The organism is Phenylobacterium sp., assembly GCF_030697305.1.
Lineage (GTDB): Bacteria > Pseudomonadota > Alphaproteobacteria > Caulobacterales > Caulobacteraceae > Phenylobacterium.
Genome location: NZ_JAUYQL010000013.1, coordinates 1 through 23,524, shown reverse-complemented (window position 1 = coordinate 23,524; position 23,524 = coordinate 1). Strand labels below are relative to the sequence as shown.

The 23,524-nt window shown below is 68.1% G+C and carries 19 protein-coding genes; 11 read left to right on the top strand and 8 right to left on the bottom strand.

Annotation, left to right across the window (positions count from 1 at the left end; all coding sequences use genetic code 11):
• Positions 1 to 52: 52 nt before the first annotated feature.
• Positions 53 to 610 carry a RidA family protein gene (locus Q8R27_RS01560; RefSeq protein WP_305697359.1) on the bottom strand — a complete coding sequence of 186 codons (558 nt, stop codon included), beginning with the start codon at positions 608 to 610 and terminating at the stop codon, positions 53 to 55.
• A gap of 26 nt (positions 611 to 636) precedes the next feature.
• Positions 637 to 2,235, bottom strand: coding sequence for an FAD-dependent oxidoreductase (locus Q8R27_RS01555; RefSeq protein WP_305697358.1), 1,599 nt, complete (start codon positions 2,233 to 2,235; stop codon positions 637 to 639).
• Between the two features lie 232 nt (positions 2,236 to 2,467).
• Here Q8R27_RS01555 and Q8R27_RS01550 point away from each other — a divergent pair, with 232 nt between their 5' ends.
• Complete coding sequence (locus Q8R27_RS01550; RefSeq protein ID WP_305697357.1) at positions 2,468 to 3,343, top strand: MaoC/PaaZ C-terminal domain-containing protein; 876 nt, start codon at positions 2,468 to 2,470, stop codon at positions 3,341 to 3,343.
• On the opposite strand, the gene Q8R27_RS01545 is transcribed toward Q8R27_RS01550, so the two are convergent.
• Together Q8R27_RS01545 and Q8R27_RS01540 are read right to left on the bottom strand one after the other, a co-directional pair.
• A complete protein-coding gene (locus tag Q8R27_RS01545; protein WP_305697356.1) occupies positions 3,340 to 4,056 on the bottom strand; it encodes an alpha/beta hydrolase in 717 nt (238 codons plus the stop codon). The two genes, Q8R27_RS01550 and Q8R27_RS01545, sit on opposite strands and share 4 nt — an antisense overlap.
• Before the next feature lie 61 nt (positions 4,057 to 4,117).
• Positions 4,118 to 5,449, bottom strand: a complete 1,332-nt coding sequence (locus Q8R27_RS01540) for a diguanylate cyclase domain-containing protein (protein WP_305697355.1) — start codon at positions 5,447 to 5,449, stop codon at positions 4,118 to 4,120.
• Positions 5,450 to 5,884: 435 nt separating this feature from the next.
• Between Q8R27_RS01540 and Q8R27_RS01535 the strand changes: the two genes are divergently transcribed.
• The gene (locus Q8R27_RS01535) at positions 5,885 to 6,835 is read left to right on the top strand and encodes a YihY/virulence factor BrkB family protein (RefSeq protein WP_305697354.1); all 951 of its coding nucleotides are present in this window, start codon (positions 5,885 to 5,887) and stop codon (positions 6,833 to 6,835) included.
• On the opposite strand, the gene Q8R27_RS01530 is transcribed toward Q8R27_RS01535, so the two are convergent.
• Positions 6,813 to 7,040, bottom strand: coding sequence for a sulfurtransferase TusA family protein (locus Q8R27_RS01530; RefSeq protein WP_305697353.1), 228 nt, complete (start codon positions 7,038 to 7,040; stop codon positions 6,813 to 6,815). The two genes, Q8R27_RS01535 and Q8R27_RS01530, sit on opposite strands and share 23 nt — an antisense overlap.
• A 96-nt stretch (positions 7,041 to 7,136) precedes the next feature.
• On the opposite strand from Q8R27_RS01530, the gene Q8R27_RS01525 reads away from it, so the two are divergent.
• Positions 7,137 to 8,582: an MFS transporter gene (locus Q8R27_RS01525; RefSeq protein WP_305697352.1), complete on the top strand. Its 1,446-nt coding sequence runs from the start codon at positions 7,137 to 7,139 to the stop codon at positions 8,580 to 8,582.
• Here the strand turns inward: Q8R27_RS01525 and Q8R27_RS01520 are convergent.
• Positions 8,579 to 9,940 (bottom strand): MFS transporter, encoded by a 1,362-nt coding sequence (locus Q8R27_RS01520; RefSeq protein ID WP_305697351.1) that lies wholly within the window; start codon positions 9,938 to 9,940, stop codon positions 8,579 to 8,581. The genes Q8R27_RS01525 and Q8R27_RS01520 overlap by 4 nt on opposite strands.
• A gap of 121 nt (positions 9,941 to 10,061) precedes the next feature.
• Here Q8R27_RS01520 and Q8R27_RS01515 point away from each other — a divergent pair, with 121 nt between their 5' ends.
• On the top strand, positions 10,062 to 11,171 hold the full coding sequence (locus Q8R27_RS01515; RefSeq protein WP_305697350.1) for an S-(hydroxymethyl)glutathione dehydrogenase/class III alcohol dehydrogenase: 1,110 nt from the start codon (positions 10,062 to 10,064) through the stop codon (positions 11,169 to 11,171).
• Positions 11,172 to 11,175: 4 nt separating this feature from the next.
• Here Q8R27_RS01515 and Q8R27_RS01510 read toward each other — a convergent pair whose 3' ends face one another.
• Complete coding sequence (locus Q8R27_RS01510; RefSeq protein ID WP_305697349.1) at positions 11,176 to 12,711, bottom strand: class I SAM-dependent methyltransferase; 1,536 nt, start codon at positions 12,709 to 12,711, stop codon at positions 11,176 to 11,178.
• A gap of 251 nt (positions 12,712 to 12,962) precedes the next feature.
• On the opposite strand from Q8R27_RS01510, the gene Q8R27_RS01505 reads away from it, so the two are divergent.
• A complete protein-coding gene (locus Q8R27_RS01505) occupies positions 12,963 to 14,987 on the top strand; it encodes an elongation factor G (RefSeq protein WP_305697348.1) in 2,025 nt (674 codons plus the stop codon).
• Here Q8R27_RS01505 and Q8R27_RS01500 read toward each other — a convergent pair whose 3' ends face one another.
• The gene (locus tag Q8R27_RS01500) at positions 14,988 to 15,482 is read right to left on the bottom strand and encodes a hypothetical protein (RefSeq protein WP_305697347.1); all 495 of its coding nucleotides are present in this window, start codon (positions 15,480 to 15,482) and stop codon (positions 14,988 to 14,990) included. It abuts the gene before it with no gap.
• Positions 15,483 to 15,688: 206 nt separating this feature from the next.
• Here Q8R27_RS01500 and Q8R27_RS01495 point away from each other — a divergent pair, with 206 nt between their 5' ends.
• The 6 genes from Q8R27_RS01495 to Q8R27_RS01470 all read left to right on the top strand — a co-directional run.
• On the top strand, positions 15,689 to 16,369 hold the full coding sequence (locus Q8R27_RS01495) for a sugar transferase (RefSeq protein ID WP_305697346.1): 681 nt from the start codon (positions 15,689 to 15,691) through the stop codon (positions 16,367 to 16,369).
• Between the two features lie 31 nt (positions 16,370 to 16,400).
• Positions 16,401 to 17,783 carry a pyridoxal-phosphate dependent enzyme gene (locus Q8R27_RS01490; protein WP_305697345.1) on the top strand — a complete coding sequence of 461 codons (1,383 nt, stop codon included), beginning with the start codon at positions 16,401 to 16,403 and terminating at the stop codon, positions 17,781 to 17,783.
• Positions 17,780 to 18,952, top strand: a complete 1,173-nt coding sequence (locus Q8R27_RS01485) for a cystathionine gamma-synthase (RefSeq protein WP_305697344.1) — start codon at positions 17,780 to 17,782, stop codon at positions 18,950 to 18,952. The genes Q8R27_RS01490 and Q8R27_RS01485 overlap by 4 nt, the downstream gene beginning before the upstream one ends.
• Before the next feature lie 258 nt (positions 18,953 to 19,210).
• Positions 19,211 to 21,007: an FAD-dependent oxidoreductase gene (locus Q8R27_RS01480; protein ID WP_305697343.1), complete on the top strand. Its 1,797-nt coding sequence runs from the start codon at positions 19,211 to 19,213 to the stop codon at positions 21,005 to 21,007.
• A complete protein-coding gene (locus Q8R27_RS01475) occupies positions 20,992 to 22,836 on the top strand; it encodes a 2-oxoacid:acceptor oxidoreductase subunit alpha (RefSeq protein ID WP_305697342.1) in 1,845 nt (614 codons plus the stop codon). The genes Q8R27_RS01480 and Q8R27_RS01475 overlap by 16 nt, the downstream gene beginning before the upstream one ends.
• On the top strand, positions 22,833 to 23,524 hold a 692-nt coding region (locus Q8R27_RS01470; protein ID WP_305697341.1), incomplete at its 3' end, for a 2-oxoacid:ferredoxin oxidoreductase subunit beta. The genes Q8R27_RS01475 and Q8R27_RS01470, both read left to right, overlap by 4 nt.

The window sequence follows — 23,524 nt, the reverse complement described above, 5'->3', positions numbered from 1 at the left end:
GCCCGAACAACGCCTCGCCGCCGCCGAGCGCGTGATGTGCGAACTGGCGAAACTAGCCGCCTGACCCTGACCTCTTCACTCCCTTCCCCCCTCCAGGCGGAAGGGAGATCGGTGACTTCTTCGCCTTCGCCGCCTGCACTTCGATCTCGGCGAGCATGCCGGGCTGGACGAGGGCGGCGACCTGCATGGTGACGCGGGCCGGCTTATTGGGCTGAGCCGGCGTGCCGAACGCCTGGGTGTAGGCCTCCATCATGCCGGCGAAATCCATCGCTCCACCCTTGGCTGGGTCGCCGACCAGGTAGACCCGCATCATCACCACGTCGCCGAAGCCGTAGCCCTGGGCTTTCAAGGCTTCCTCGAGGCGCTTCAACACACCGGTCACCTGGGTCTTGGTGTCGCCAAACACTAGCGGCGTGCCCTTGGGCGCGCCGGCGTTGAGCGCCGGCGGCGTCATGCCGCTGACGTAGAGCATGTCCGATCCCGCCGGCACGGCGACGGCTTGAGAGATGGCCGATGTCGGCGCACCGACGTGGACGTTCTGGGCCAGAGCGAGCGGGCCGGCGGCGAGCGCGAGCAGCAGGCCCGCGGGCAGGGCGTTGAGGCTGGACATGGTTGGCTCCCTGATGTGTTGCAGCTCTATGCGGCTGTGCTGTTGGCTTTCACGACGGCGGAGGGCGAGATCCGTTCGGCGATCTGGGCGATGGTGCGGTGGGCGGAACAGACCGCGCCCTCCTGCCAGCCCGGCATCTGGCTCAAGTGCGCGCCGGTGAAGTAGACGCGTCCGTCCGGCTGGTTCAACAGCGCGAACGCCGGCCCGTCGATCGGGCCCTCACGGCCGTTCGGATCGCGCGCCGGCCAGGGACCCAGGCTGAAGGGCGCCTTGCTCCAGTTGACCACCACCGGCTTGGCCAGGTCCGCTTCGTGCCCGGGATGCAGCTTGCCGACCATGGCGCGGGCCATGGCGATCTGCTCGGCCATCGGCCGCGCTGCGAACGCCGCCGCGCGTGGACCCGAGCCGTAGCAGGCCAGCAGCATGCCCCGCTCGGTGTGCAAGCCGGCGGACGGGTACCAGACCAGGCTGGTCTCGCCGCCGACGAAGGAGATGCCGCCGAAGATCTGCTCCCGCTCCCAGAACCGCGGGGCCTCGAAGCCGATCTTGTTGGAGTGGTCATAGGCCGTGCCGGCGATGGCCGCCTTCACCGGCTTGTCGAGGTTGCTGTCGATGCCTGCCAGCACCACCAAGGGGATGGTGACGATGGCGAAGTCGGCCTCGGCCGCCTGGCGCTTGCCGCTTACGCGGTCGCGCCATTCGACCCGCACCCCGTCGGCGCGTTTGTCGATGCGCAGGACCTGGGCGTTGCGGATCACCGGGCTCCTGATCGCCCGGCCGAAGGCGGCGGGGATCTGGTCCATGCCGCCGACCGGCTGGAACATGGTCGCCTGCATGGTGATCTGATCTTCGAAGACGATCGAGCCCAACTGCTTGTGACGCAGCAGTTCCGCGCGGGCGACCGGTGGGCGATGCCTGGCGAACTGCCGCGCAGCGCCCGGGGCCTGGACGAAACCCGAGCGCTCCGTGCCGTGGAACCTCATGTCGTCGGCGAGGTCGCCGTAGGTCCGCAGGAACGGCGCCAGCGCCGCCTTCTCGTCGCCGGTCAGGTCCTGGTCGAGCGCGCCCTGGCTCACCGCCTTGGCCAAGAGTTCTGACAGATAGCCGCGGGTGTCGTTGACCGCCTGGCGCATCTGCACCGGCGCGCCGCCGTTGGCGTCCTGGTCCCACAGATAGGCGCTGCGGCTAGCGTTGATCTCCACCTCCAGCGGCACGCCGAGCTCCCGGCAATAGCCCAGCAGGCCTTCATGGTGGCTTGGTATGCGGGCGGGCCCGGCGTTCATGTAGACGCCATCGGTGAAGTCCACGGTCTGGTCCGCCTCGCCGACCATCTCGACCTTGGAGCCGCCGCGCAGCGTCCAGTTGCGACCGCCCAGACGATCGCGCGCCTCCAGCAAGGTGACGGTGAAGCCGGCGCGCTCCAGCCGGTACGCCGCAACCAGCCCGGCGATCCCGGCGCCCGGGATCACCACGCGTTTGCCGGCGCCGAAATGCGCTGGCAGGGCGGGCGCGGCTTGCGCCGGTGCGCTGGCCATCAGGCCCAGCAGGCTCATCGCCGAATAGGCCGCCGAGTAGCCGCCGGCGGCGGCTGCGCGATGCAGGAACCTGCGGCGGCTCAACCCCATGTCGACCACTCCAACGCGGAAACGCGCTGGCGTTCCGCACCGTCAGCAGCGCTCCGTGCGGCCCATGTGACAAGCTGCAGGCGGCCTTGCGACTCCGGTTCGCGCGAGCGGCCCAAGGAACAGGCGCCGGCGCCTTTTCCGAGCCCGGCCGCGGCTTGACAGCGATCACCGCGCCCGGCTTGTCGGTCGCCAAGTCCGTGTCAGCGGCGAGCTCTCAAAGGGAGGCCAGCCCGTGCCCATCTTCTATCCGGACATCCTCCAGCAGGGCACGGCCGCCCGGCCGTTCAGCTATGGCGACAAGGATGTGATGCTCTATGCGGTCGGCATCGGCATGGGCGCCAATCCGCTGGATGAGCGCGAGTTGAGGTTCGTCTACGAGAACGGCCTGAAGGTCGTGCCGACCGCCGTCACGGTGCTGGCCGACAGCGTCATGCGCGGGGTGAGCGCGGCCGTGCCCGACGGCCTGCGCTTCAGCACCTGGGACATGTTCAAAATGCTGCACGGCGAGCAGAAGGTGGAGATCCACAAGCCTCTGCCGGCGCAGGGCGGATTCACTTTCACCGACCAGATCGTCGGCGCCTTCGACAAGGGACCCGACAAGGGCGCGATCATCCTCAGCGAATCCAAGTGGTTCGACGCCGCGGGCGACGTGGCGGTGACGCTGACCACCACCCGCTTCGCCCGCGGCGACGGCGGGTTCGGCGGACCGGCCGATGGCGCGCCCAAGCCGCACCCGACGCCGACCCGTGCGCCAGATATGTCGCTGGACATCGTCACCCGCCCCGACCAGGCGGTGATCTACCGGCTTAGCGGCGACCTCAATCCGCTGCACATCGACCAGGCGTTCGCCCGGAAGGGCGGCTTTGATCAGCCGATCCTGCACGGCCTGTGCACCTATGGGATCACCTGCCGGGCAGTGATGCAGGGGATGCTGGATTACGACTCGGAGTCGATCGCCAGCCACCAGGTGCGCTTCTCCTCGCCTGTGTATCCAGGAGAGACGGTCACGGTGGACATGTGGCGAGACGGCAAGGAGATCGCCTTCGAGGCGCGGATCAAGGCGCGTGACCTGTACGTGATCCGCAACGGTCTGACGCGCCTGCGCTAGGCGTCGGCTCCGCCGCTGACGAACCGGCGCACGGCGATGTCGACCAGCTCCGGCGGCGCGGTGTGGCCGCCGGGGAACTCCTTATAGAGCACGTCGTATCCGGCGCGGGCGAGCTGGCGGGCCGCCGGCCGCGCGCACATGTCAATCGGCAGCACCCGGTCGCGCTCGCCGTGCGAGATGAAGATGCGCGGGCGCCCGACCGCGCCGAGGTTCATCGAGAACCCGGGCGAGAAGGCGATCGCGTCGCTGAACAGGTCGCCGTTGCTCAAGCCTATGCTCAGCGCATAGGACGCGCCGTCTGAGAAGCCTGAGACGCCGACGCGCCCAGGGTCCACGGGGTGCTCGGCGAAGATCAGCTTCAGCGACTCGTCGATGAACTTCACGTCGGGGCCGAAGCCGCCCTCCATGATGTCCCAGGTCATGCCCAGCGACTTGGGCGCGAACACCAGGAAGCCCAACTCGTCGGCGAGCGGCGCGATCATCGGCAAGGTCCGTTGGGGCAAGCCGCCGGCGCCGTGGAACAGCACCAGCAGCGGCACCGACGCCGCGTCCCGACAGGAGGCGGGTGCGTAGAACTCGGTCTCCCAGTCGCCGGTCTCGATCCAGTCGCTGCGGGAATAGTCCCGCGCCTCGACGTCTGGAGCACGCACCGTCAGCCGGCCCAGCGATGCGGGCTCTTCGTCCGTGGGTGGTGAGGGACCGTCCGACGCCATCCGTTGCTCCTGCGAACTGCAGCGCCGATCTTCCGGCGCGGCGTCGCCGATGTACAGTGCTTCAGCCGGCCTGGCGGGTGTCCGCGCGGGCGGCCGCCTGTTCCAGCGCGCGGCCGACGCTTTCGGCGCCGTTGACCTCGGCGACGCCGATGTCGAATTCGACCACGAAGGGCGGCTTGCCCTCGCCGGCCTCGAAGGCCGTGCAGCCGATCACGGCGGCGATCCGCTCTCCGGCGCCGCGCGCAGCGCCCTGCGGCGTCGCGGGCAGGGCGAGGGCGAACACCTCGGTGGAGAGGCGTGACGCGGTGTCCTCCACCCGCACCAGCCGGCCGATCATCGAGCCAATCTGTGGGATCGCCCGGTCCAGCCAGCCGTTGGCTCGCGCGGCCAGCACCTCAGGCCGATCGGAGACCTTGAGCACGCACACCGACAGGGGCCGGTTGCGCACACGCGCCGCCTGAGCGAGGCGCGCCAGATGGGCGGCGAACAGATCGCGGGTGAACAGGCCGGTGGCGGCGTCCATCAAGCCGGAGCTGCGGGCCTTCTCCAGCGCCTTGCGCACCGCCGTCTGCCGGCGATAGCTGCGGGCGAGCTCGATCACCTGCTTGGCGGTCTCGACCTCGGGCGTCTCGGGCGAGGCGACGTCGGTGACCCCGCGATGATAGGCCTCCGACATGGTGATGTAGGACTCCTCGCGCATGTAGAGCAGCGCGGGCGTGTGGTAGAGGCGGGTGTTGCGGCGCATGCCCGCGGCGATCGACAGCGCCTCGTGCGAATTATCGCCCGCCCACAGGACCACGGCGTCGAACGGCCGCTCGTGCAGGTAGTCGAAGGCGGTGTAGGCGGTGAAGGCGCCGACCACCTCGGCCCCGCTGCGGGCGAGCGCGTTGGACAGCGCCAGGAACTGCGGCGCGGGCTCGCCGATGGCCAGGATGCGGAACGGGCTCGCGTCCGGGTCGGGCATGTCAAGCCGCCGCCCCCGGTCGGCGAAGGTGTCCAGGCGAAGCTCGAACTCCTCCTCCGCCACCGCGGTGCGCACCAGTGTCTCCAGCCTCAGCACGGCCTGGGCGGGGTGCAAGGGCGCGGTGAGCGTCAGGTCGTAGGCGTGGGCCTCCTGCGAGGTCTCGAGATCGCCGACCGCGATCACTGGCAAGCGGCGCGGGGCGCAGGCGGTCTTCAGGCGCCGGGCGAGAGCCGGGGAGTCACCGCCATAGCTGGCGACGTCGATGATCGCAGCCTCGATCTGAAGGTCGGCCAGCGCAGCGGCGGCGGCGTAGGGGCCGCGCGCGGTGACCGTGCGCCAGCCCAGACGGTCGAGACCTTCGGCCAGCGGGCCGGCGACCGTGTCGTCGCGCGCCACGATCAGCACACGCGCCTGGACCGCCTCCGTCATGGTCTTATCCGATCCTCGTCGCTCGACGCGTGGGTTGGCGCCCGCTGTGGGCGGAGAATCGCCAAACAGCAAGGATAACGCGTGGTCCGCGACGGTGACAGCGCTGCAAGGATGGCAAGCTCGTCTCCATCGCTTCGATTGGTCGCAGACCTACGCCCTGCCACGCGAGAAGACGGACCTCAGCGACCCGGCCTTCGTCGCGTAGGAGACAGTCCGGCCACGTATTCCTTGTCTGAAGGCGGCGTTCAGCGTGGGTTCAGCCGGCGGGCGTCAAACCTTCAGGACGGTCTTCCGCCGTTATCTCCCGTCCCTCGAAGCGGCGGCGGACCTGATGGACAGACACGCCCATCGACGGCGCGTCGCTCTTACGGGCGGCGCGCCGTCTCTATTGCGGGCCTTGCTTCCCTGCGATCGCCTGTCAGAAGCTGTCCGCACATGACGATCCAGCGTATCCTGCGGCGTATCCAAGACCTCGACCTCGATCCGGCGCACCTGGCGCAGCGAGGGGTCAAGATCTCCGCCAAGGCCCTGACGCGGCTGTGGGGCCGCGATGTCATGCTTTATGTGGGCGGCGTGTCGTTCTTCGCCCTGCTGGCGGCGTTTCCGGCGCTGGCGATCCTCATCGGTCTCTATGGACTGCTGGCCGATCCTGCCCAGGCGGCGAGCCAGGTCGAAGCCATGGCCCACGTCATGCCGCCCGGCGCGCGCGAAATCGTCGAGGGCGAACTGACCAGGCTGGCCAGCGCGCCGTTGCGGGTTTCGGCGCAAAGCGGCGTCGCCCTGGTCATCGGGATCTACGCGACGCATCGCGGCGTGAAGGCGTTGCTGGCCGGGTTGTCGTTCATCCACGAAGAGGACGAACAGCGCGGCTTCGTCGGCTTCAACCTGATGGCGCTGCTGGCGCTGATCGCCGCTTTCGCGATGCTGGCGGTGCTGTCGGGGGTGTTCTTCGCCCTGCGGCTGATCGGCGGCGCATTCCACTTGAGGCCGCTAGCGGGCGCGCCGTGGCTGTACAGCGAATGGACCTGGGCGAGCCTGGGCCTGACCATCGCCATGACCCTGATCTATCGCTTCGCCATGTCGCGCAGGCCGGTTGCGTGGCGCGCCTCGGTGTTGGGCGGGATCGCGGCGACCCTGATGACGCTGCTGGTGTCCTGGGCCAGCGCCTTCTACGTCGAACAGATCGCCCAACTCGGTGCGACCTATGGCTCGGTGGCGACCGTAGTGGTGCTGCTGATCTGGCTGTCTTGGACCGTGAATGCGGTGTTCTACGGCGGCGCGCTGGCGACCGAAGTGGAGATCGCCATCGACCAGTACGAGATGAAGCTGGGGCTGATCGCCGATCAGCGCGGCGACGAGCCGATCATTTCTCCACCAGGAAGCTGAGGACGCCTTCGGCTTCGCCTTGCTCCAGCACGGTGGCGCCGACGCCCGCGGCGAAGTGCGGCACGTCGATGCGGGCTAGCGGGTCATCGGCCAGCAAACGCAGGCGCGCGCCCGATGGCGCGGCTTCCAGTGCCCGGCGCAAGCGCAGCGTCGGCACCGGGCAGCGGTGCCCGCGGGCGTCGACGAGGATCTCCGGCTCGGACATGCGTTCCGGTTAGCGCTCCAGGCAAGCGCTCGGCAAGGACGGAACCAAAGCTGGGCCTTTGCGCGTTTTCTCGCGACACCTAAACTAGGGGGAAGCATGGCCATTCCGGCCGACGTCTTCACCACAAACGTACCCGCGCGCCTGGACCGCCTTCCGTGGAGCCGCTTCCATTGGCTGGTGGTGGGTGCGCTTGGCGTAACGTGGATCTTGGACGGGCTCGAGGTCACGCTGGTCGGCTCGCTCTCGCCGGCGATCGCCGGGCCCGATGGGCTGAACCTCACCGCCGCGCAGATCGGCCTGACCGGCAGCGCCTACATCCTGGGCGCGGTGCTGGGGGCGCTGGTGTTCGGCCGGCTGACCGACACCTTCGGTCGGCGACGATTGTTCACGATCACCGTCGCGGTCTATCTGGTCGCCACCATAGCCACTGGATTTTCCTGGGATTTCTGGTCGTTCATGCTGTTCCGATTCCTGACCGGCGCCGGCATCGGCGGCGAGTACGGGGCGGTCAATTCCGCGATCCAGGAGCTGATTCCCGCCCGGCGGCGGGGCTACACGGACCTGGCGATCAACGGCAGTTTCTGGGTCGGCGCGGCGCTGGGCGCGATGGGCTCGCTGGTGGTGCTCAATCCTGAGGTGGTCTCGCAGGAGTGGGGCTGGCGACTGGCGTTCATCATCGGCGGCGCACTGGCGGTGATCATCATCTTCGTGCGGCGGTTCATCCCAGAGAGCCCGCGCTGGCTGATGACCCATGGCCGAGAGGCCGAGGCCGAAGCGGTGATCGAGGCGATAGAGGCCAGCGTCGCTCGAGAGACCGGCCAAGCGACGCCGCCACACGCCGACCTCGCCAGCCTGCGCCTCATCCGCCGCGCCCGAACAAGCTGGTGGGAGATCGTCACCTCGCTGTTTCGCCTCTATCCCAAGCGCACGGTGCTGGGGGTGGTGCTGATGTCGACGCAGGCGTTCTGCTACAACGCGATCTTCTTCACCTACGCGCTGATCCTCACCCGTTTCTATGGCGTCGCGCCGCAGTCGATCGGGTGGTTCATCCTGCCGTTCGCATTGGGGAACTTCACCGGGCCGCTGCTTCTGGGCGGCCTGTTCGACTCGGTCGGACGCCGGATCATGATCGCTGCGACCTATGGGCTGGCAGGCGTACTGCTGTGCGTCACAGGCTGGATGTTCGCGCAAGGGATGCTGGGCGCGACCACCCAGACCGTGGCCTGGACGGTGATCTTCTTTTTCGCCTCGGCCGGCGCGAGCGCAGCCTACCTGACCGTTGGCGAGTGTTTCCCGCTGGAGACGCGCGCGGTGACCATTTCGCTGTTCTACGCCTTTGGCACCCTGCTGGGCGGCGTCGGCGGGCCGGCGCTGTTCGGCGCGTTGATCGACACCGGCGAACGGGGCCAGATCTTCCTGGGCTATCTGCTGGGCGGAGGGCTGATGGTGGCGGCCTCGATCGTCACGCTGTTTCTAGGTGTGAACGCCGAGCGCAGGCCGTTGGAGGAGGTAGCTCCGCCGCTGTCGCTCGCCGCCGATTAGGATGTGGTGGCCGGCGCGCGTAGGCGCGTCAGGCTGATGCCCGACCCCACCGCCGCCACGCAAGCGCCGACGAACAGCGCCATGCGCGGCGCGCCAGTGGAAAAACTGTGGAACATCAAGGCGACGCTGGTGGACCCTAAAGTCTGGCCGAGGACGCGCGCGCTCGCCACGAGACCCGCCGCCCCGCCGCTGCGCTCCAGCGGCGCCGAGGTCATGATCGTGCGGTTGTTGGGGGTCTGGTAGAATCCGAAGCCCACGCCGCACACCGCCAAAGGCCAGGCCAGATCGAAGTTCGACGCCGTGGGCGGCTGCAGTCCGATCAGCAACAGGCCGCATCCCATCACCGCCAGCCCTATGCCGCCCAGCACGCCAGCCGGATAGCGGTCGGCCAGCCGTCCGGCCACCGGCGCCATCACTGTCGTCGCCAGCGCCCACACCGTGAGCAGCAGGCCGGTCTCCACCGTGGTGCGCCCCATCGTCCCCTGCAGGAGGAACGGGAGCGCGATCAACCCCATCGTCTGGGCGCTGAACGACATGATCGCGGTCAGCGCCGACAGGCCGATGATCGGGATGCGGATCAGGTCGAGCGGTAGCAGGGGCGTGCGCATGCCGAGCTCTCGGCGGACCAGCACGACGCCCACGGCGAGGGCGCCGGCGAGCTCGGCCAGCGCCGGACGCACGTCATCGGCGCCCAAGCCGCGCAATCCGACGACCAGCAGGCCGAACGTGGCTGCGGTCAGTACGGCGCTGCGCCAGTCGAACGTACGATCGGACCCTGGCGTCGCGGGCAGGGCGAAGGCGCCCACCACCGTGGCGGCGATCCCGAGCGGGACGTTCATGGCGAACAGCCAGTGCCAGCTCGCCACCCCCAGAATCAGTGATCCGATGGCGGGCGCAGCTGTGCTGGTGGAGGTGACGATCAGCACCATGACGCCCATGCCGCGCCCCAGCTGGCGATGCGGCCATATCACTCGGACCATGGCCGCGTTCAGGCTCATGATCCCGCTGGCTCCAAGACCCTGCAGCATCCGCGCGGCGATCAGCTCCGGCAGCGTCTGCGACAGCGCCGCGCCCAGCGAGGCCAGGCTGAAGACCACCACGCCGGTCTGGTAGATGCGCCGATAGCCGATCCGGTCACCCAGCGCCGCCAGCGGCATCAAGGTGACCATCATCACGAGCTGTGAGGCGTTGACGATCCAGATCGAGGCCGCGTCGGAGATCTGCATGTCTCGGGCGATGACCGGCAAGGCGACAGTGGCGACCGCGCCGTCCAGCACGGCGAGCCCGATCGAGAGGCTGAGCGCCAGCATGGCCCAGTGACGGCGAGGGGTCGGCAAACCGCCTTCGGAATCGTTCATGCGGCCTTCATTGGTCTGTCCAATGGACGGTAGGCCATTCGATCGGCGCGCACGCAAGCCGCTTCACATTTCGAGCGCACTGGGAAATGGTCCGCCGACCCCACGCGAAAGGAAACGTCCGATGAAGACCCGCGCCGCCGTCGCCTTCGCGCCCAAGACGCCGCTCGAGATCGTCGAACTGGACCTGGAAGGCCCCCGTGCGGGCGAAGTGCTGGTGGAGATCAAGGCGACGGGCGTGTGCCACACCGACGCCTACACCCTCGATGGCCTTGATTCGGAGGGCATCTTCCCGTCGATCCTCGGGCACGAGGGCGCGGGCGTGGTCGTCGAGGTGGGTCCGGGGGTCACGTCGGTGGCGCCGGGCGACCATGTGATCCCGCTCTACACGCCGGAATGTCGACAGTGCAAAAGCTGCCTGTCACGCAAGACCAATCTGTGCACGGCGATCCGCGGCACCCAGGGACGGGGCGTGATGCCCGACGGCACCAGCCGCTTCAGTTACCGAGGCCAGACGGTCCACCACTACATGGGCTGCTCGACCTTCTCGAACTACACGGTGTTGCCGGAGATCGCGGTGGCCAAGATCCGGTCCGACGCGCCGTTCGACAAGGCCTGCTACATCGGCTGCGGCGTGACCACGGGCGTGGGCGCGGTGGTCAATACGGCGAAGGTCGAGGCGGGCGCGAACTGCATCGTCTTCGGCCTGGGCGGCATCGGCTTGAACGTGGTCCAGGGCCTGAAGATGGTGGGCGCCGGCATGATCGTCGGCGTCGATCTCAACCCGGCGCGCGAAGCTTGGGGCCGCCAGTTCGGCATGACCCACTTCGTCAATCCCTCAACGATCCCGGGAGATGTCGTGCCGCATCTGGTCGAGCTTACCGGCGGCGGCGCGGACTACACCTTCGACTGCACCGGCAACGTTCAGGTGATGCGCCAGGCGCTGGAGGCCTGCCATCGCGGTTGGGGCGAAAGCATCATCATCGGGGTCGCCGAGGCCGGGCGCGAGATCGCCACCCGGCCTTTCCAGCTGGTCACCGGGCGAGTCTGGCGCGGCACGGCGTTCGGCGGCGCGCGCGGGCGCACTGACGTGCCGACCATCGTCGACTGGTACATGGACGGGAAGATCCAGATCGACCCGATGATCACCCACACCCTGCCGCTGGAGCGGATCAACGAGGCGTTCGACCTGATGCACGCGGGCGAAAGCATCCGCACCGTCGTGGTGTTCTGATCGCCTACACTGCGCCCAGGGCGCGCAGCATCGGCAGCTTGGTGCGATTGAATGTCGCGACGCGGGCGGCGAGTTCGGCCTCGTTGCCGGCCTGATCGTCGAGTGTGCGTCCGTCCTTCAACAGGCGACGCCCGGTTGCGGCCATGACTTCCCAACCTTCCCGTGCGGCCTGGGCCACATCATCCACGCCTCGCAGTGCGGCGCCCAGCGCCAACAGGTCTGCGAGATCGACCCGCACCGCCGTGCCGGCGAGCGGCGCGGCGATGTAGCTCGATACTTCACCGAAGCGCGCGCGGTCGGCGACGGCGCGATTGAACCTTGGCGCGGAGGCGTCCGTCACGCCCTGGCGCATCACCGGATGAACCTGGCGACTGTTGACCAGCAGGATCAGCGCCTGCAGCACCGCACCTTCACGCGCGCCGAGCAGGGCGGGGCGATTGCGCAGGTCACCGTAGGTCAGCGGGCCCTCCGCCAGAGCGTCGACGATCGGCTGGTAGATTGCGGGCTGGCCTTTGAGTTGGCCGATGGGGACGGGAATTTCGAACGTCGCCGCCTCTGGCGCGACAAGCAGGGTGAAGCGCGTATCGTCCAGCATGGCTTCGCGTTCCGGCCGGCCGGGCGCATTGCGGCCGCGCACGAACACGTCGCGCCTGAATGGCTTGTTGCCCGCGTAGTCGAGCAGGGTCTCGCGCCAGACCGGATCTCCGGCGGCCTGGATCATCGGCTGCAGCGCGGCGGGCGCGGCCAGGTGCGGCATGTCGTCGGCGACGTTGGCGGAGGCTGCGAACGAGAGGCGAGCGCCCTCCATCTCGCGGGCGACGTCGGCGTGATAGTGCGGGCGGCTGTGGTCGTTGAGATACTCATGGATCAGGTACACGGGGTCCTGCTTGAGCGTCTCGGCGATGCGCGGACCCATCAGCGGCACGCTGCCGAAAAATCCGCCGTCCGACTGGAGCATCTGCTGCGCGGTGCGGAAGGCGTTGAGGATCTCGATTCTGGGCGGGCCTGGGGCGCGGTCCACGAACTCGGCCACGAACCGTTGCAGTGGCGCTAGCGCCGCCCAGCCTGGCAGGCAATTGTAGGACACGTAGACCATGCCGCCTGGCTTCAGCAGCCGGTCGAGCAACTGCACGATCACCGCGCGGTTCTCGGAGCTCACCCAGCTGTAGACTCCGTGCAGGGCGATGACGTCGAACTTCGGCAGGGCGGCGGCGGGAAGCCCCAGCATCTGCTCGAAACTGTAGTCCTCGAAGACGATGTTGGTGAGGCCCGCGGTACGAGCCAGCCGGCGGGCGTTGTCGATCTGGCCCGGGTGGAAGTCGACGCCCCAGAAATCCATGCCAGGGTTGGCGGCGGCCAGTAGGTTGAGGCCGAAGCCCTGACCACATCCAAGCTCCAGATACGTCGAACCGGCCTCCAGCGACGGCGGGCGCACGCCCTGCCTCAAGCAGGCGAACGCCAGATAGCCAGGCGCGAGTTCGGCGTAGAACTTGTCGGTGTACTGGACGTCGGTGACGTACCCATCAGACCAGGCGGCCATGCCTTGTTTCCACCTCGCGCATCTGGGCCCCGACGTGTGGCCGCCCGATCGGCGATCTGCGCTGTTTCGCGCGCGGCTGACAAGGACTGCGACGGGCGCTTGGCGTGCGGCGTTAACCGGGCGTAGTCTCGACATCCAAGGCGGCGCAGGTCCGCAAGGGCGTGCAGTCGCCGGTCACGTGCGTTTGAGGATGCGCCCCGCATCTCGAAAGCCTGGCGTCATCCCGACGTACAAACGACGGGAGGATCGGCATGCAAACTCAAAACCTGGGTTCCGTACGCGCGCTGGCGCTGGTGGGACCGACCGGCGCCGGCAAGACCGCGCTTCTTGAATCCATGTTGCAGGCGGTAAGCGGAGCCGAGCGGCGCGCGGGCGGCGGCGACCGGGTCGCCGATAACAGCCCCGAGGCGCGCGCCCGCGGTCATTCCGTCGAACTGAACCTGGCCGGGTTCGAGTTCATGGGCGACCGCTACGTCGCGGTGGACTGCCCCGGCTCGGTGGAGTTTTCGGCCGAGGCCGACGCCGCATTGCCGATGGTCGACCTGGCGATCGTCGTGGCCGAGCCTGAAGCAGCCAAGGCGATCCTGCTGCAGCCGGCGATGCAGGCGCTGGAGCGCCTGGGCGTGCCGCGCGCGCTGTTCATCAACAAGATGGACCAGGCCCGAGGCTCGCTCGACGAGTTGCTGGCCGCCTTGGCGCCCGCCAGCGCCGCGCCGTTGGTGGCGCGTCAGATCCCCATCTGGGAGGGCGAGCGCGTCACCGGCTTCGTCGACCTGGCGCTGGAGCGCGCCTTCGTCCACCGGCCCGGCGCCCAGGCCGAACGCATCGATATCTCGCCGGAACTGGCGACGCTGGAAGCCGACGCCCGCTTCCACATGTTGGAGCAGCTGGCCGACTTCGACGACGAGTTGATGGAGCAACTGATCTCCGACGTCACACCGGCGCGCGACATGGTCTTCGCCGACCTCGTGCGCGAGATGAACGAGGGCCTGATCGTGCCAGTGTTCTTCGGCTCGGCGCAGACCGGATTCGGCATCGGCCGGCTGCTGAAAGCCCTGCGTCACGAGACGCCGGCGCCGGAGCGCGCCGCGCGCCGCCTGGGTCTTGAGGCGCCCGGCGCCTGCGTGCTGAAGACCACCTACGCCGGGCAGGCCGGCAAGCTCGCCTATGTGCGCACCTTCGGCGCCAAGATGGCCGATGGCGCGGATCTGCTGACCTCGAGGGGTGAACGCACCCGGGTCGGCGGATTGTTCGCAGTACACGGCGCGGTCCTGAAGAAGATCGCCGCCGCCGAGCCCGGCGACATCGTAGCGATCGGCAAGCTCGAACAGGCCTGTGTCGGCGAGGTGATGTCGCTGGCCGGGAAGCCTCAAATGCGGCCGTCGCCCGACGCGCGGCCACCCTTGTTCGCGCTCGCGGTCGCCGCCAGCAACCGGCAGGACGATGTGCGGTTGTCCGGCGCGCTGGCCAAGCTGGTCGAGGAGGACCCAGGCCTGTCGCTGAAGCACGACGCGGAGCTTGGCCAGGTGCTGCTGACCGGCCAGGGCGAGGGCCATGTGCGCCTGGCCCTGGACCGCCTGAAGCGCCGCTTCGGCGTCGAGATCGCCACCACGCGCCCGCGTACGCCGTACCGTGAGGCGCCGGTGAAGTCGGTGACCCAGCGCGGCCGCCACAAGAAGCAGACCGGCGGCCACGGCCAGTTCGGCGACGTGGTCATCGAACTGCGGCCCTTGGCGCGCGGCGAGGGCTTCGTGTTCGTCTCGAAGATCGCCGGCGGCGTCGTGCCCAAACAATGGGTGCCGGCCGTGGAGCAGGGGATCCGCGACGGCCTCGCCAAGGGACCGCTGGGCTTTCCGGTGGTGGACCTGGAGGTGGCGCTGGTCGACGGCTCGCACCACAGCGTCGATTCGTCCGAAATGGCGTTCCGCGCCGCCGGACGCCTGGCGATCGAGGAAGCCCTGCGCAGCGCCGGCACCATCCTGCTGGAGCCGATCGAACGGTTGTCGGTCTACGCGCCGTCGGTGTTCCTGTCGAACGTCACCTCCAGCCTGTCCTCGCGCCGCGGCCAGATTCTGGGTTTCAGCCCGCGCGAGGGCTGGTCGAACTGGGACACCATCGAGGCCTATCTGCCACAAGGCGAGCGTCACGACCTGATCGCCGAGCTGCGGTCGATCACCCAGGGGCTCGGCGCGTTCGAGGGCCGTTACGACCACATGTCAGAACTGGCTGGCCGGCTGGCGGAGGAGGCAGCCCATCAGGGCGGCGCGACGGCCTGACTAGCCGCCGGGCTTCAATCGTTTGGCGTTGGCGACCACGCCGGCGTGAAACGGATTCAGGGCGGCCAGGCCCGTATCCATGCTGAGCGCGATCATCGCCAGGCTGTGCGACAGGGCGCGGCCAAAGAAGCGGGCGGTCGCTTCGCCCTGGACGATGCCCGCCTCGATCGGCGAGCGCGAGCCTGCGAGATCGGCAATGCCGTCGCCGAGGCTGGCGGTCTCACGCAAGGCGTAGGAAGACGCCTCGGCGGCGAATGCGACGCTGGAACGGGCGAGGGCCACACCCGCGGCCAGACTTGCGCCGGCCTTCTCGGCGATCATTGTCCCGGCCTCCGTCGCCGCGGCGATCGAGGGCGCATGCATCGCCTTCGCGCCGATCGTCAGCCGCTCGGAAATCACTGCGGCGGAGGCGACGGTGATCTCGTGAGCCTGTTGAGCCGCGCTCGCGGCTTGCTGACGGATTCGTTCGGCGTTGGCGCGATCATTTGGCGACATGCGATTCCTTCGATTGCACAGCGAACGCGGTTAAGCTCTTTGTGCGTTGCGGCGCAGCGTCTGCTGCCGACGCGCGCAACTTAACGATCCTGGGTTTGTGAGAGCGTAAAATTTCTCGTCTGACACTGAACTCCTCTGACAAGGTTGCGGTTAAGGACGCGCAAACCACGAAGGGGGCCGGGCTCGGATTGGAGCCAACATTCAGGATGGCCGAGCTCACCTACTCAGATTCCGCTTTGGACGACGGTCGCCTGCGCACGCGTTCACGGCCCTCGCTGAGCGCTGCGATTGCGAGCGTGTTCGGCGCGATGGTCACCTTGACGATCGCCGTCTTCATCATGCCGCTGCTGCTGGTCATCGCGCTGTTGATCATGGCGCAGGACGGCGGCCCGGCGCTGTTTCGCCATCGGCGTCTCGGCAAGGGCGGCAAGCCCTTCTATTGCCTGAAGTTCCGCACCATGGTGGTTGACGCCGAAACTCAGCTCGCCGGCCTGCTGGCCGCTGACCCGGAGCTGCGTCAGGAATGGCAGAACGCCCACAAGCTGCGTCATGACCCTCGCGTGACGCCGCTCGGCAGGTTCCTGCGCCGTTCCAGCCTCGATGAGCTGCCGCAGCTGTTCAATCTGCTGCGCGGCGAGATGAGCCTGGTGGGCCCGCGTCCGATCGTGGAGGCCGAAGTCGACCGCTACGGCTGGCGCTTCCGCCACTACTGCGCGGTCACGCCGGGGATCACTGGCCTGTGGCAGGTCAGCGGACGCAACGACATCAGCTACCGCACGCGGGTGGCGATGGACACACTCTACGCGCGTCGCAAGAGCCCGCTGTTCGACGCGTGGTTGCTGATCAGCACCTTGCCGGCGGTTTTGCGCCGCCGCGGCTCTTACTGACCAGAGCCTCCGCGCCGGCTATGGTCGGCGGGTGCAACCGCTCTCACCCCCTGCAGACTCCGCCCTCGACCTGATCGGCCGCACCCCGATGCTGGAGCTCACCGGCTTCGACACGGGGCTCTGTCGGCTGTTCGTCAAGCTGGAGAGCGCCAATCCCGGCGGCTCGATCAAGGACCGCATCGCCCGCTCGATGATCGAGGCCGCCGAGGCCGACGGGTCGCTGAAGCCCGGCGGGACGATCGTCGAGGCGACAGCGGGCAACACCGGGTTGGGCCTGGCGCAGGTCGGCGTGCTGAAGGGATATCGTCTGCTGCTGGTGGTGCCCGACAAGATGGCGCGCGAGAAGATCCAGCACCTGCGCGCTCTGGGCGTCGACGTGCGGATCACCCGCTCCGACGTCGGCAAGGGCCATCCGGAATACTACCAGGACATGGCCCAGGCGCTGGCCGAAACCCTGCCGGGCGCCATCTACATCAACCAGTTCGCCAATCCGGCCAATCCGTTGGCGCACGAGACCACGACCGGTCCTGAGCTGTTCGAGCAGATGGGTGGCGACATCGACGCCATGGTGGTGGGCGTCGGGTCTGGCGGCACGCTGACCGGGCTCGGCCGTTATTTCGCGCGCGTGTCGCCGAAGACCCGGATGATCCTGGCTGACCCGCAAGGCTCGATCCTGGCCCCGCTGGTGGAGACCGGCGAGACCATCGAGCCCGGCTCCTGGGTGGTCGAGGGCATCGGCGAGGATTTCGTGCCGCCCAACTGCGACCTGTCGCTGGTCGCCAAGGCCTACACGATCCCCGATCGCGAAAGCATCGCCGCGGCGCGCCTGCTGCTGACCAGGGCCGGGGTGTTGGGCGGATCGTCCAGCGGCACTTTGCTGGCTGGCGCGCTGCGCTATTGCCGAGAGCAGACCGAGCCCAAGCGGGTCGTCACCCTGGTCTGCGACACCGGCTCGAAATACCTGTCGAAGGTCTACAACGACCTGTGGCTGGCCGAACAGGGGCTGACCGATCGGCCGCTGCATGGCGACCTGCGCGACCTGATCGCCCGCGCCGCCAGCGACGGGGCGGCGGTGACAGTGGGGCCGGACGACACCCTGCTGACTGCCTACAACCGGATGCGCCAGGCGGATGTCTCCCAGCTTCCAGTCCTCGACGACGGACGCCTGGTGGGGCTGATCGACGAGAGCGACCTGCTGGAGGCGGTCGAGGACCGCCGCGCCGAGCGGCGCTTCACCCAGCCGGTGAGCGCGGCGATGACGGCGCGGCTACACACCGTCCAGGCGCACGAACCGCTGGATCGGCTGTTGCCGATCTTCGAGCGCGACGAGGTGGCGATCGTCCTCGAGGGCCGCGAGTTCCTGGGCCTGATCACCCGCATCGACCTGCTCAACTATCTGAGGCGCGAACCGTGACCGAAGATCCCCACGGCAAGAACCGGCTGGCGTTCGCCACCCGCGCGATCCACGGCGGCCAGCACCCTGACCCGTCGACGGGCGCAGTGATCACCCCGATCTACGCGACCTCGACCTACGCCCAGTCGAGCCCGGGCGTGCACCAGGGCTTCGAATATTCCCGCAGCCAGAATCCGACCCGCTTCGCCTTCGAGCGCGCCATCGCGGATCTCGAAGGCGGGACCCGCGGCTACGCCTTCGCCTCCGGCCTCGCGGCGATCGCGACCTTGCTGGAGACCCTCGACGCCGGCGACCACGTGATCGCCAGCGAAGACCTCTACGGAGGCTCCTACCGGCTGTTCGAAGGCGTGCGACGGCGCACCGCGGGGCTGGACTTCAGTTTCGTCGACCTCGCTGATCTGGACGCGGTCGAGGCGGCGATGCGGCCCGGCACCAAGATGATCTGGGTGGAGACGCCGACCAACCCGATGCTGCGGCTGGCCGACCTGCGCGCCATCGCGGATCTCGCCCGACGCGCCGGAGTGATCGCCGCCGCCGACAACACCTTCGCCAGCCCCTACGTGCAGCGGCCGCTGGAGCACGGGTTCGACGTGGTGATGCACTCCACCACTAAGTACGTGGGGGGTCATTCCGACATCGTCGGCGGCGCTTTGGTGGTGGGCGAGAACGCCGCCCTGGCCGAGCGGCTGGGCTACCTGCAGAACGCGCTAGGGGCGGTGGCCTCGCCGTTCGACAGTTTCCTGGCGCTGCGCGGGGTGAAAACCCTGGCCTTGCGGATGGCGCGGCACTGCGAGAACGCGCTGGTAATAGCCCGCTGGCTAGAGCGCCGGGCAGGGGTCGCGCGCGTGATCTATCCGGGGCTCGAGAGCCACCCGCAGCACGCGCTGGCCCAGCGCCAGATGCACGGTTTTGGCGGCATGGTCACCGTGGTGCTCGACCGCGACCTGGAGGCGACCCGCGCCATGCTCGAACGCACGCGCCTGTTCACCCTGGCCGAAAGCCTCGGCGGCGTCGAAAGCCTGATCGAGCACCCGGCGATCATGACCCACGCCTCGATTCCTCCGGAGAATCGCGCCCGCCTCGGAATCGCCGACGGCCTGATCCGCTTGTCGGTAGGCGTCGAGGACGCGAGCGACCTGATCGCCGACCTGGACCAGGCGATCGGGTAGGCCGCAGCGGCGGGATCAGTGTTCGCCTCACCGTTGCGAAGCATTCGCAATTGAGCCGGAAAGCCGGAAAGCCAGCAAGTCGCCGCCCTGTCTGTTGCACTCGAGAAATGCGCAACCCAAGCAGCGAATAGGTATTGCCGCTGTAGGAATTAAGGTCCTACCATCCTTGCGAACGCCGCGTCGTGGCTGGGGAGCCGGGTTTCAATCGCCGGGTCTTCGTCGCCGCGAGAGTAGAGCGTCGAACGAGGAAACGCGATTTTGCAGCGCACCCACACCGAGGGGCCCGACTACTTTCACAAGGTCGTCGATTGCCAATGGGCTTGTCCGGCTCACACGCCGGTTCCCGAATACATCCGACTGATCGCTGACGGCCGCTACACCGACGCCTATATGGTGAACTGGAAGTCGAACGTATTCCCCGGAATCCTGGGGCGCACATGCGACCGCCCATGCGAGCCTGCCTGCCGACGCGGCCGCGTCGAGGACGAACCGGTGGCGATCTGTCGCCTGAAGCGCGTGGCGGCCGACAACAAGGACGACATCACCGCCTTCCTGCCCCAACCGCCAGTCGTGCGTAACGGCAAGCGTGTGGCGCTGGTGGGCGCGGGCCCGGCCTCGCTGGCGGTGGCGCGCGACCTGGCCCCGCTAGGCTACGACCTGGTGGTGTTCGACGCCGACGCAAAGGCCGGCGGCATGATCCGCAGCCAGATCCCCCGCTTCCGCCTGCCGGAAGAGGTGATCGATGAAGAGGTCGGTTACGTCACCGGCCTGGGCCTGGAGATGCGGCTCGGCCAGCGGATCGACAGCCTGAAGGCGCTGACCGCGCAGGGGTTCGACGCGATCTTCGTCGGCACCGGCGCGCCGCGCGGCCGAGACCTGGAGATTCCCGGCCGCCAGGAGGCCGCCGCCAACATCCACATCGGCATCGACTGGCTCTCCAGCGTCTCGTTCGGCCACATCGACCGCATCGGCCGTCGGGTGATCGTGCTGGGCGGCGGCAACACCGCCATGGACTGCTGCCGCACCTCGCGACGCCTGGGCGGCGAAGAGGTGAAGGTCGTCGTGCGCTCCGGCTTCGAGGAGATGAAGGCGAGCCCGTGGGAGAAGGAAGACGCGCTGCACGAGGATATCCCGATCCTCAACTACCTGGTGCCCAAGGAATTCGCCCACGCCAACGGCCGCCTCACCGGCGTGGTCTTCGAGAAGGTGGTCGCGGAATACGATGACCGTGGCCGCCGACGCCTGGTCCCCTCAGGCGAGCCCGATCAGCTTATCGAGTGCGACGACGTGCTGGTGGCGGTGGGCCAGGAGAACGCCTTCCCCTGGATCGAGCGCGATATCGGCATGGAGTTCGTCGAGTGGGCGATGCCAAAGGTCGACCCGGTCACCATGCAGTCGACGCTGCCCAGCGTCTTCTTCGGCGGCGACGCGGCGTTCGGACCCAAGAACATCATCTGGGCGGTGGCGCACGGGCGCGATGCTGCGATCTCCATCGACCTCTTCTGCCGCGGCGTCGACGTGGCCGACCGGCCCTCGCCGGAGGCCATCCTCACCAGCCAGAAGATGGGCATCCACGAGTGGAGCTACGACAACGACATCGCCAATGACCATCGCTACCGCGTGCCCCTGCGCGACAAGGCTGTCGCGCTCAAGGACGTGCGTATCGAGGTGGAGTTGGGCTACGGCCGCGAGATGGCCTATCGCGAGGCGCAGCGCTGCCTGAACTGCGACGTCGAGACGGTGTTCACCGAGCCGCTGTGCATCGAATGCGACGCCTGCGTCGACATCTGCCCGGTCGACTGCATCACCTTCACTGACGACGGCGAGGAAGATGACCTGCGCACCCGGCTGAACGCCCCGGCGCAGAACCTCACCCAGGACATCTACGTCTCCAGCGCGCTGAAGACCGGCCGGGTGATGGTCAAGGACGAGGACGTCTGCCTGCACTGCGGGCTGTGCGCGGAACGCTGTCCAACGGGGGCCTGGGACATGCAGAAATTCGCCCTGGAGATGGCGGTGGCCGGCGCGGGAGGCGGGGCATGCCAAAGCCGCTAGAAGCCGTCAACGACTTCGTCGTCAAGTTCGCCAACGTCAACGGATCGGGCTCGGCCAGCGCTAACGGCCTGTTCGCCAAGTCGATCCTGCGGATGGGCGTGCCGGTAGCGGCGCGCAACATCTTCCCGTCCAACATCCAGGGTCTGCCGACATGGTTCGAGGTGCGGGTGACCGAGGCCGGACGGCTGGGCCGGCGCGGTGGCGTCGATCTGATGGTTGCCATGAACCCGCAAACCTGGGACCGCGACGTCGCCGAGATCGAGCCCGGTGGCTATCTGTTCTATGATTCAACCAAGCCGATGCCGCCTTCTAAGTTCCGCGCCGACGTGGGCGTGGTCGGCGTGCCGCTGACGGCGATCTGCAACGCGGCCTATTCGATCCCGCGCGAGCGACAGCTGTTCAAGAATATCGTCTATGTGGGCGCGCTATCCGGCCTGCTGGGCATCGAGGCGGCGGTGCTGGAGCAACTGCTGGCAGAGCAGTTCGAAGGCCGTGAGCGGCTGATCAAGACTAATGTCGAGGCCCTGCACATGGGGCGCACCCACGTCGACGAGCACATGGCCAAGCTGGGCCTCCAGGTGCGTCGATCGTCCGAGGTGCGCGATCGCATCTTCGTCGACGGCAACACCGCCGCGGGCTTGGGCGCCGTCTACGGCGGGGCGACTGTGTGCGCCTGGTATCCGATCACGCCGTCGACCTCTTTGGCGGAGGCCTTCACCGCCTTCTGCGAGGACTACCGCACCGATCCTGAAACCGGGCGCGCCCGCTACGCCATCGTCCAGGCCGAGGATGAGATCGCCTCGATCGGCATGGTGGTGGGCGCCGGCTGGAACGGGGCCAGGGCCTTCACCTGCACGTCCGGTCCGGGGGTGTCGCTGATGCAGGAGTTCATCGGCCTGTCCTATTTCGCCGAGATCCCAGCGGTGATCTTCGACGTGCAGCGCGGCGGGCCATCCACTGGCATGCCGACCCGCACGCAGCAGGCCGACCTGATCGGCGCGGCCTACGCCAGCCACGGCGACACCAAGCATCCGATGCTGTTGCCCGCCGATCCCGGCGAGTGCTTCGAGATGGCGGCGCAGGCGTTCGATCTGGCGGACCGGCTGCAGACCACGGTCTTCGTCATGCTCGACCTCGACATCGGCATGAACGAGTGGCTGACCGAGCCCTTCGCCTGGGACGAGACCCGCAAGCTCGACCGCGGCAAGGTGATGACCTTCGACGAACTGGAGGCAGGCCGCGACTTCGGCCGCTACCTCGACGTCGATGGCGACGGGATCCCGTTCCGCACCTATCCGGGCGTCCATCCCACCAAGGGCGGCTATTTCACCCGCGGAACCTCACGCAACCCCTACGCCCGCTACAGCGAGGAGGGGTCGGTCTACGTCGACAATGTCCAGCGGCTGCTGCGCAAGTTCGAGACCGCCAAAGGCTTGGTCCCGGGCCCGGTGGCCAGGCCCGCGCGACGGCCGACGCGAGACGGGGTGATCTACTACGGCTCGACGACGCCCTCCATGCACGAGGCGTTGGACGCCCTGGAGGCCCAGGGCCGCGACCTCGATGCGCTGCGCGTGCGAGGGTTCCCCTTCGCCGACGAGATCGAGGCGTTCATCGCTGCGCACGAGCGAGTGTTCGTGGTCGAGCAGAACCGCGACTCACAGTTGCGCATGCTGATCGTCAATGAATGCGGGGTCGATCCCGCCAAGCTGGTGCGGGTGCTGCACTACGACGGCACGCCGATCACCGCGCGGTTCATTGCGGGCGCGATCGGTGCGCTGATGGACGGCGCGCACGTCGCCGACGCCGCGATCACGGAGGCCGCCGAATGACCTACATCGTCAAGCCGCAGTTGCATCACCCGATGCTGGCGACCAACGGCCTGGGCTACACGCGGCGCGACTACGAGGGCTCGGTCTCGACGCTGTGCGCAGGTTGCGGCCACGACTCGATATCCGCCACGATCATCCAGGCCTGCTACGAACTGGAGCTGCCGCCGCACCGTATCGCCAAGCTCTCCGGCATCGGCTGTTCGTCGAAGACGCCGGACTATTTCCTCGGCGCCTCGCACGGCTTCAACACCGTGCACGGGCGTATGCCCTCAGTCCTGACCGGCGCGAACCTCGCCAACCGCGAGCTGATCTATCTAGGGGTCTCCGGCGACGGCGACAGCGCGTCCATCGGCCTGGGCCAGTTTGCCCACGCGATCCGGCGCGGCGTCAACATGACCTATATCGTCGAGAACAACGGCGTGTACGGCCTGACCAAGGGCCAGTTCTCCGCCACTGCCGACCGTGGCGCCAAGAACAAGCGCGGGGTGGAGAACATGGACGAGGCGATCGACATGGTCGGCATCGCCATCCAGCTCGGCGCCACCTATGTCGGGCGCAGCTTCTCCGGCGACAAGAACCAGCTGGTGCCGCTGATCAAGGGCGCCTTGCAGCACAACGGCGCGGCGTTCATCGACTGCATCTCGCCCTGCGTGATGTTCAACAACCACGACGGCAGCACCAAGAGCTA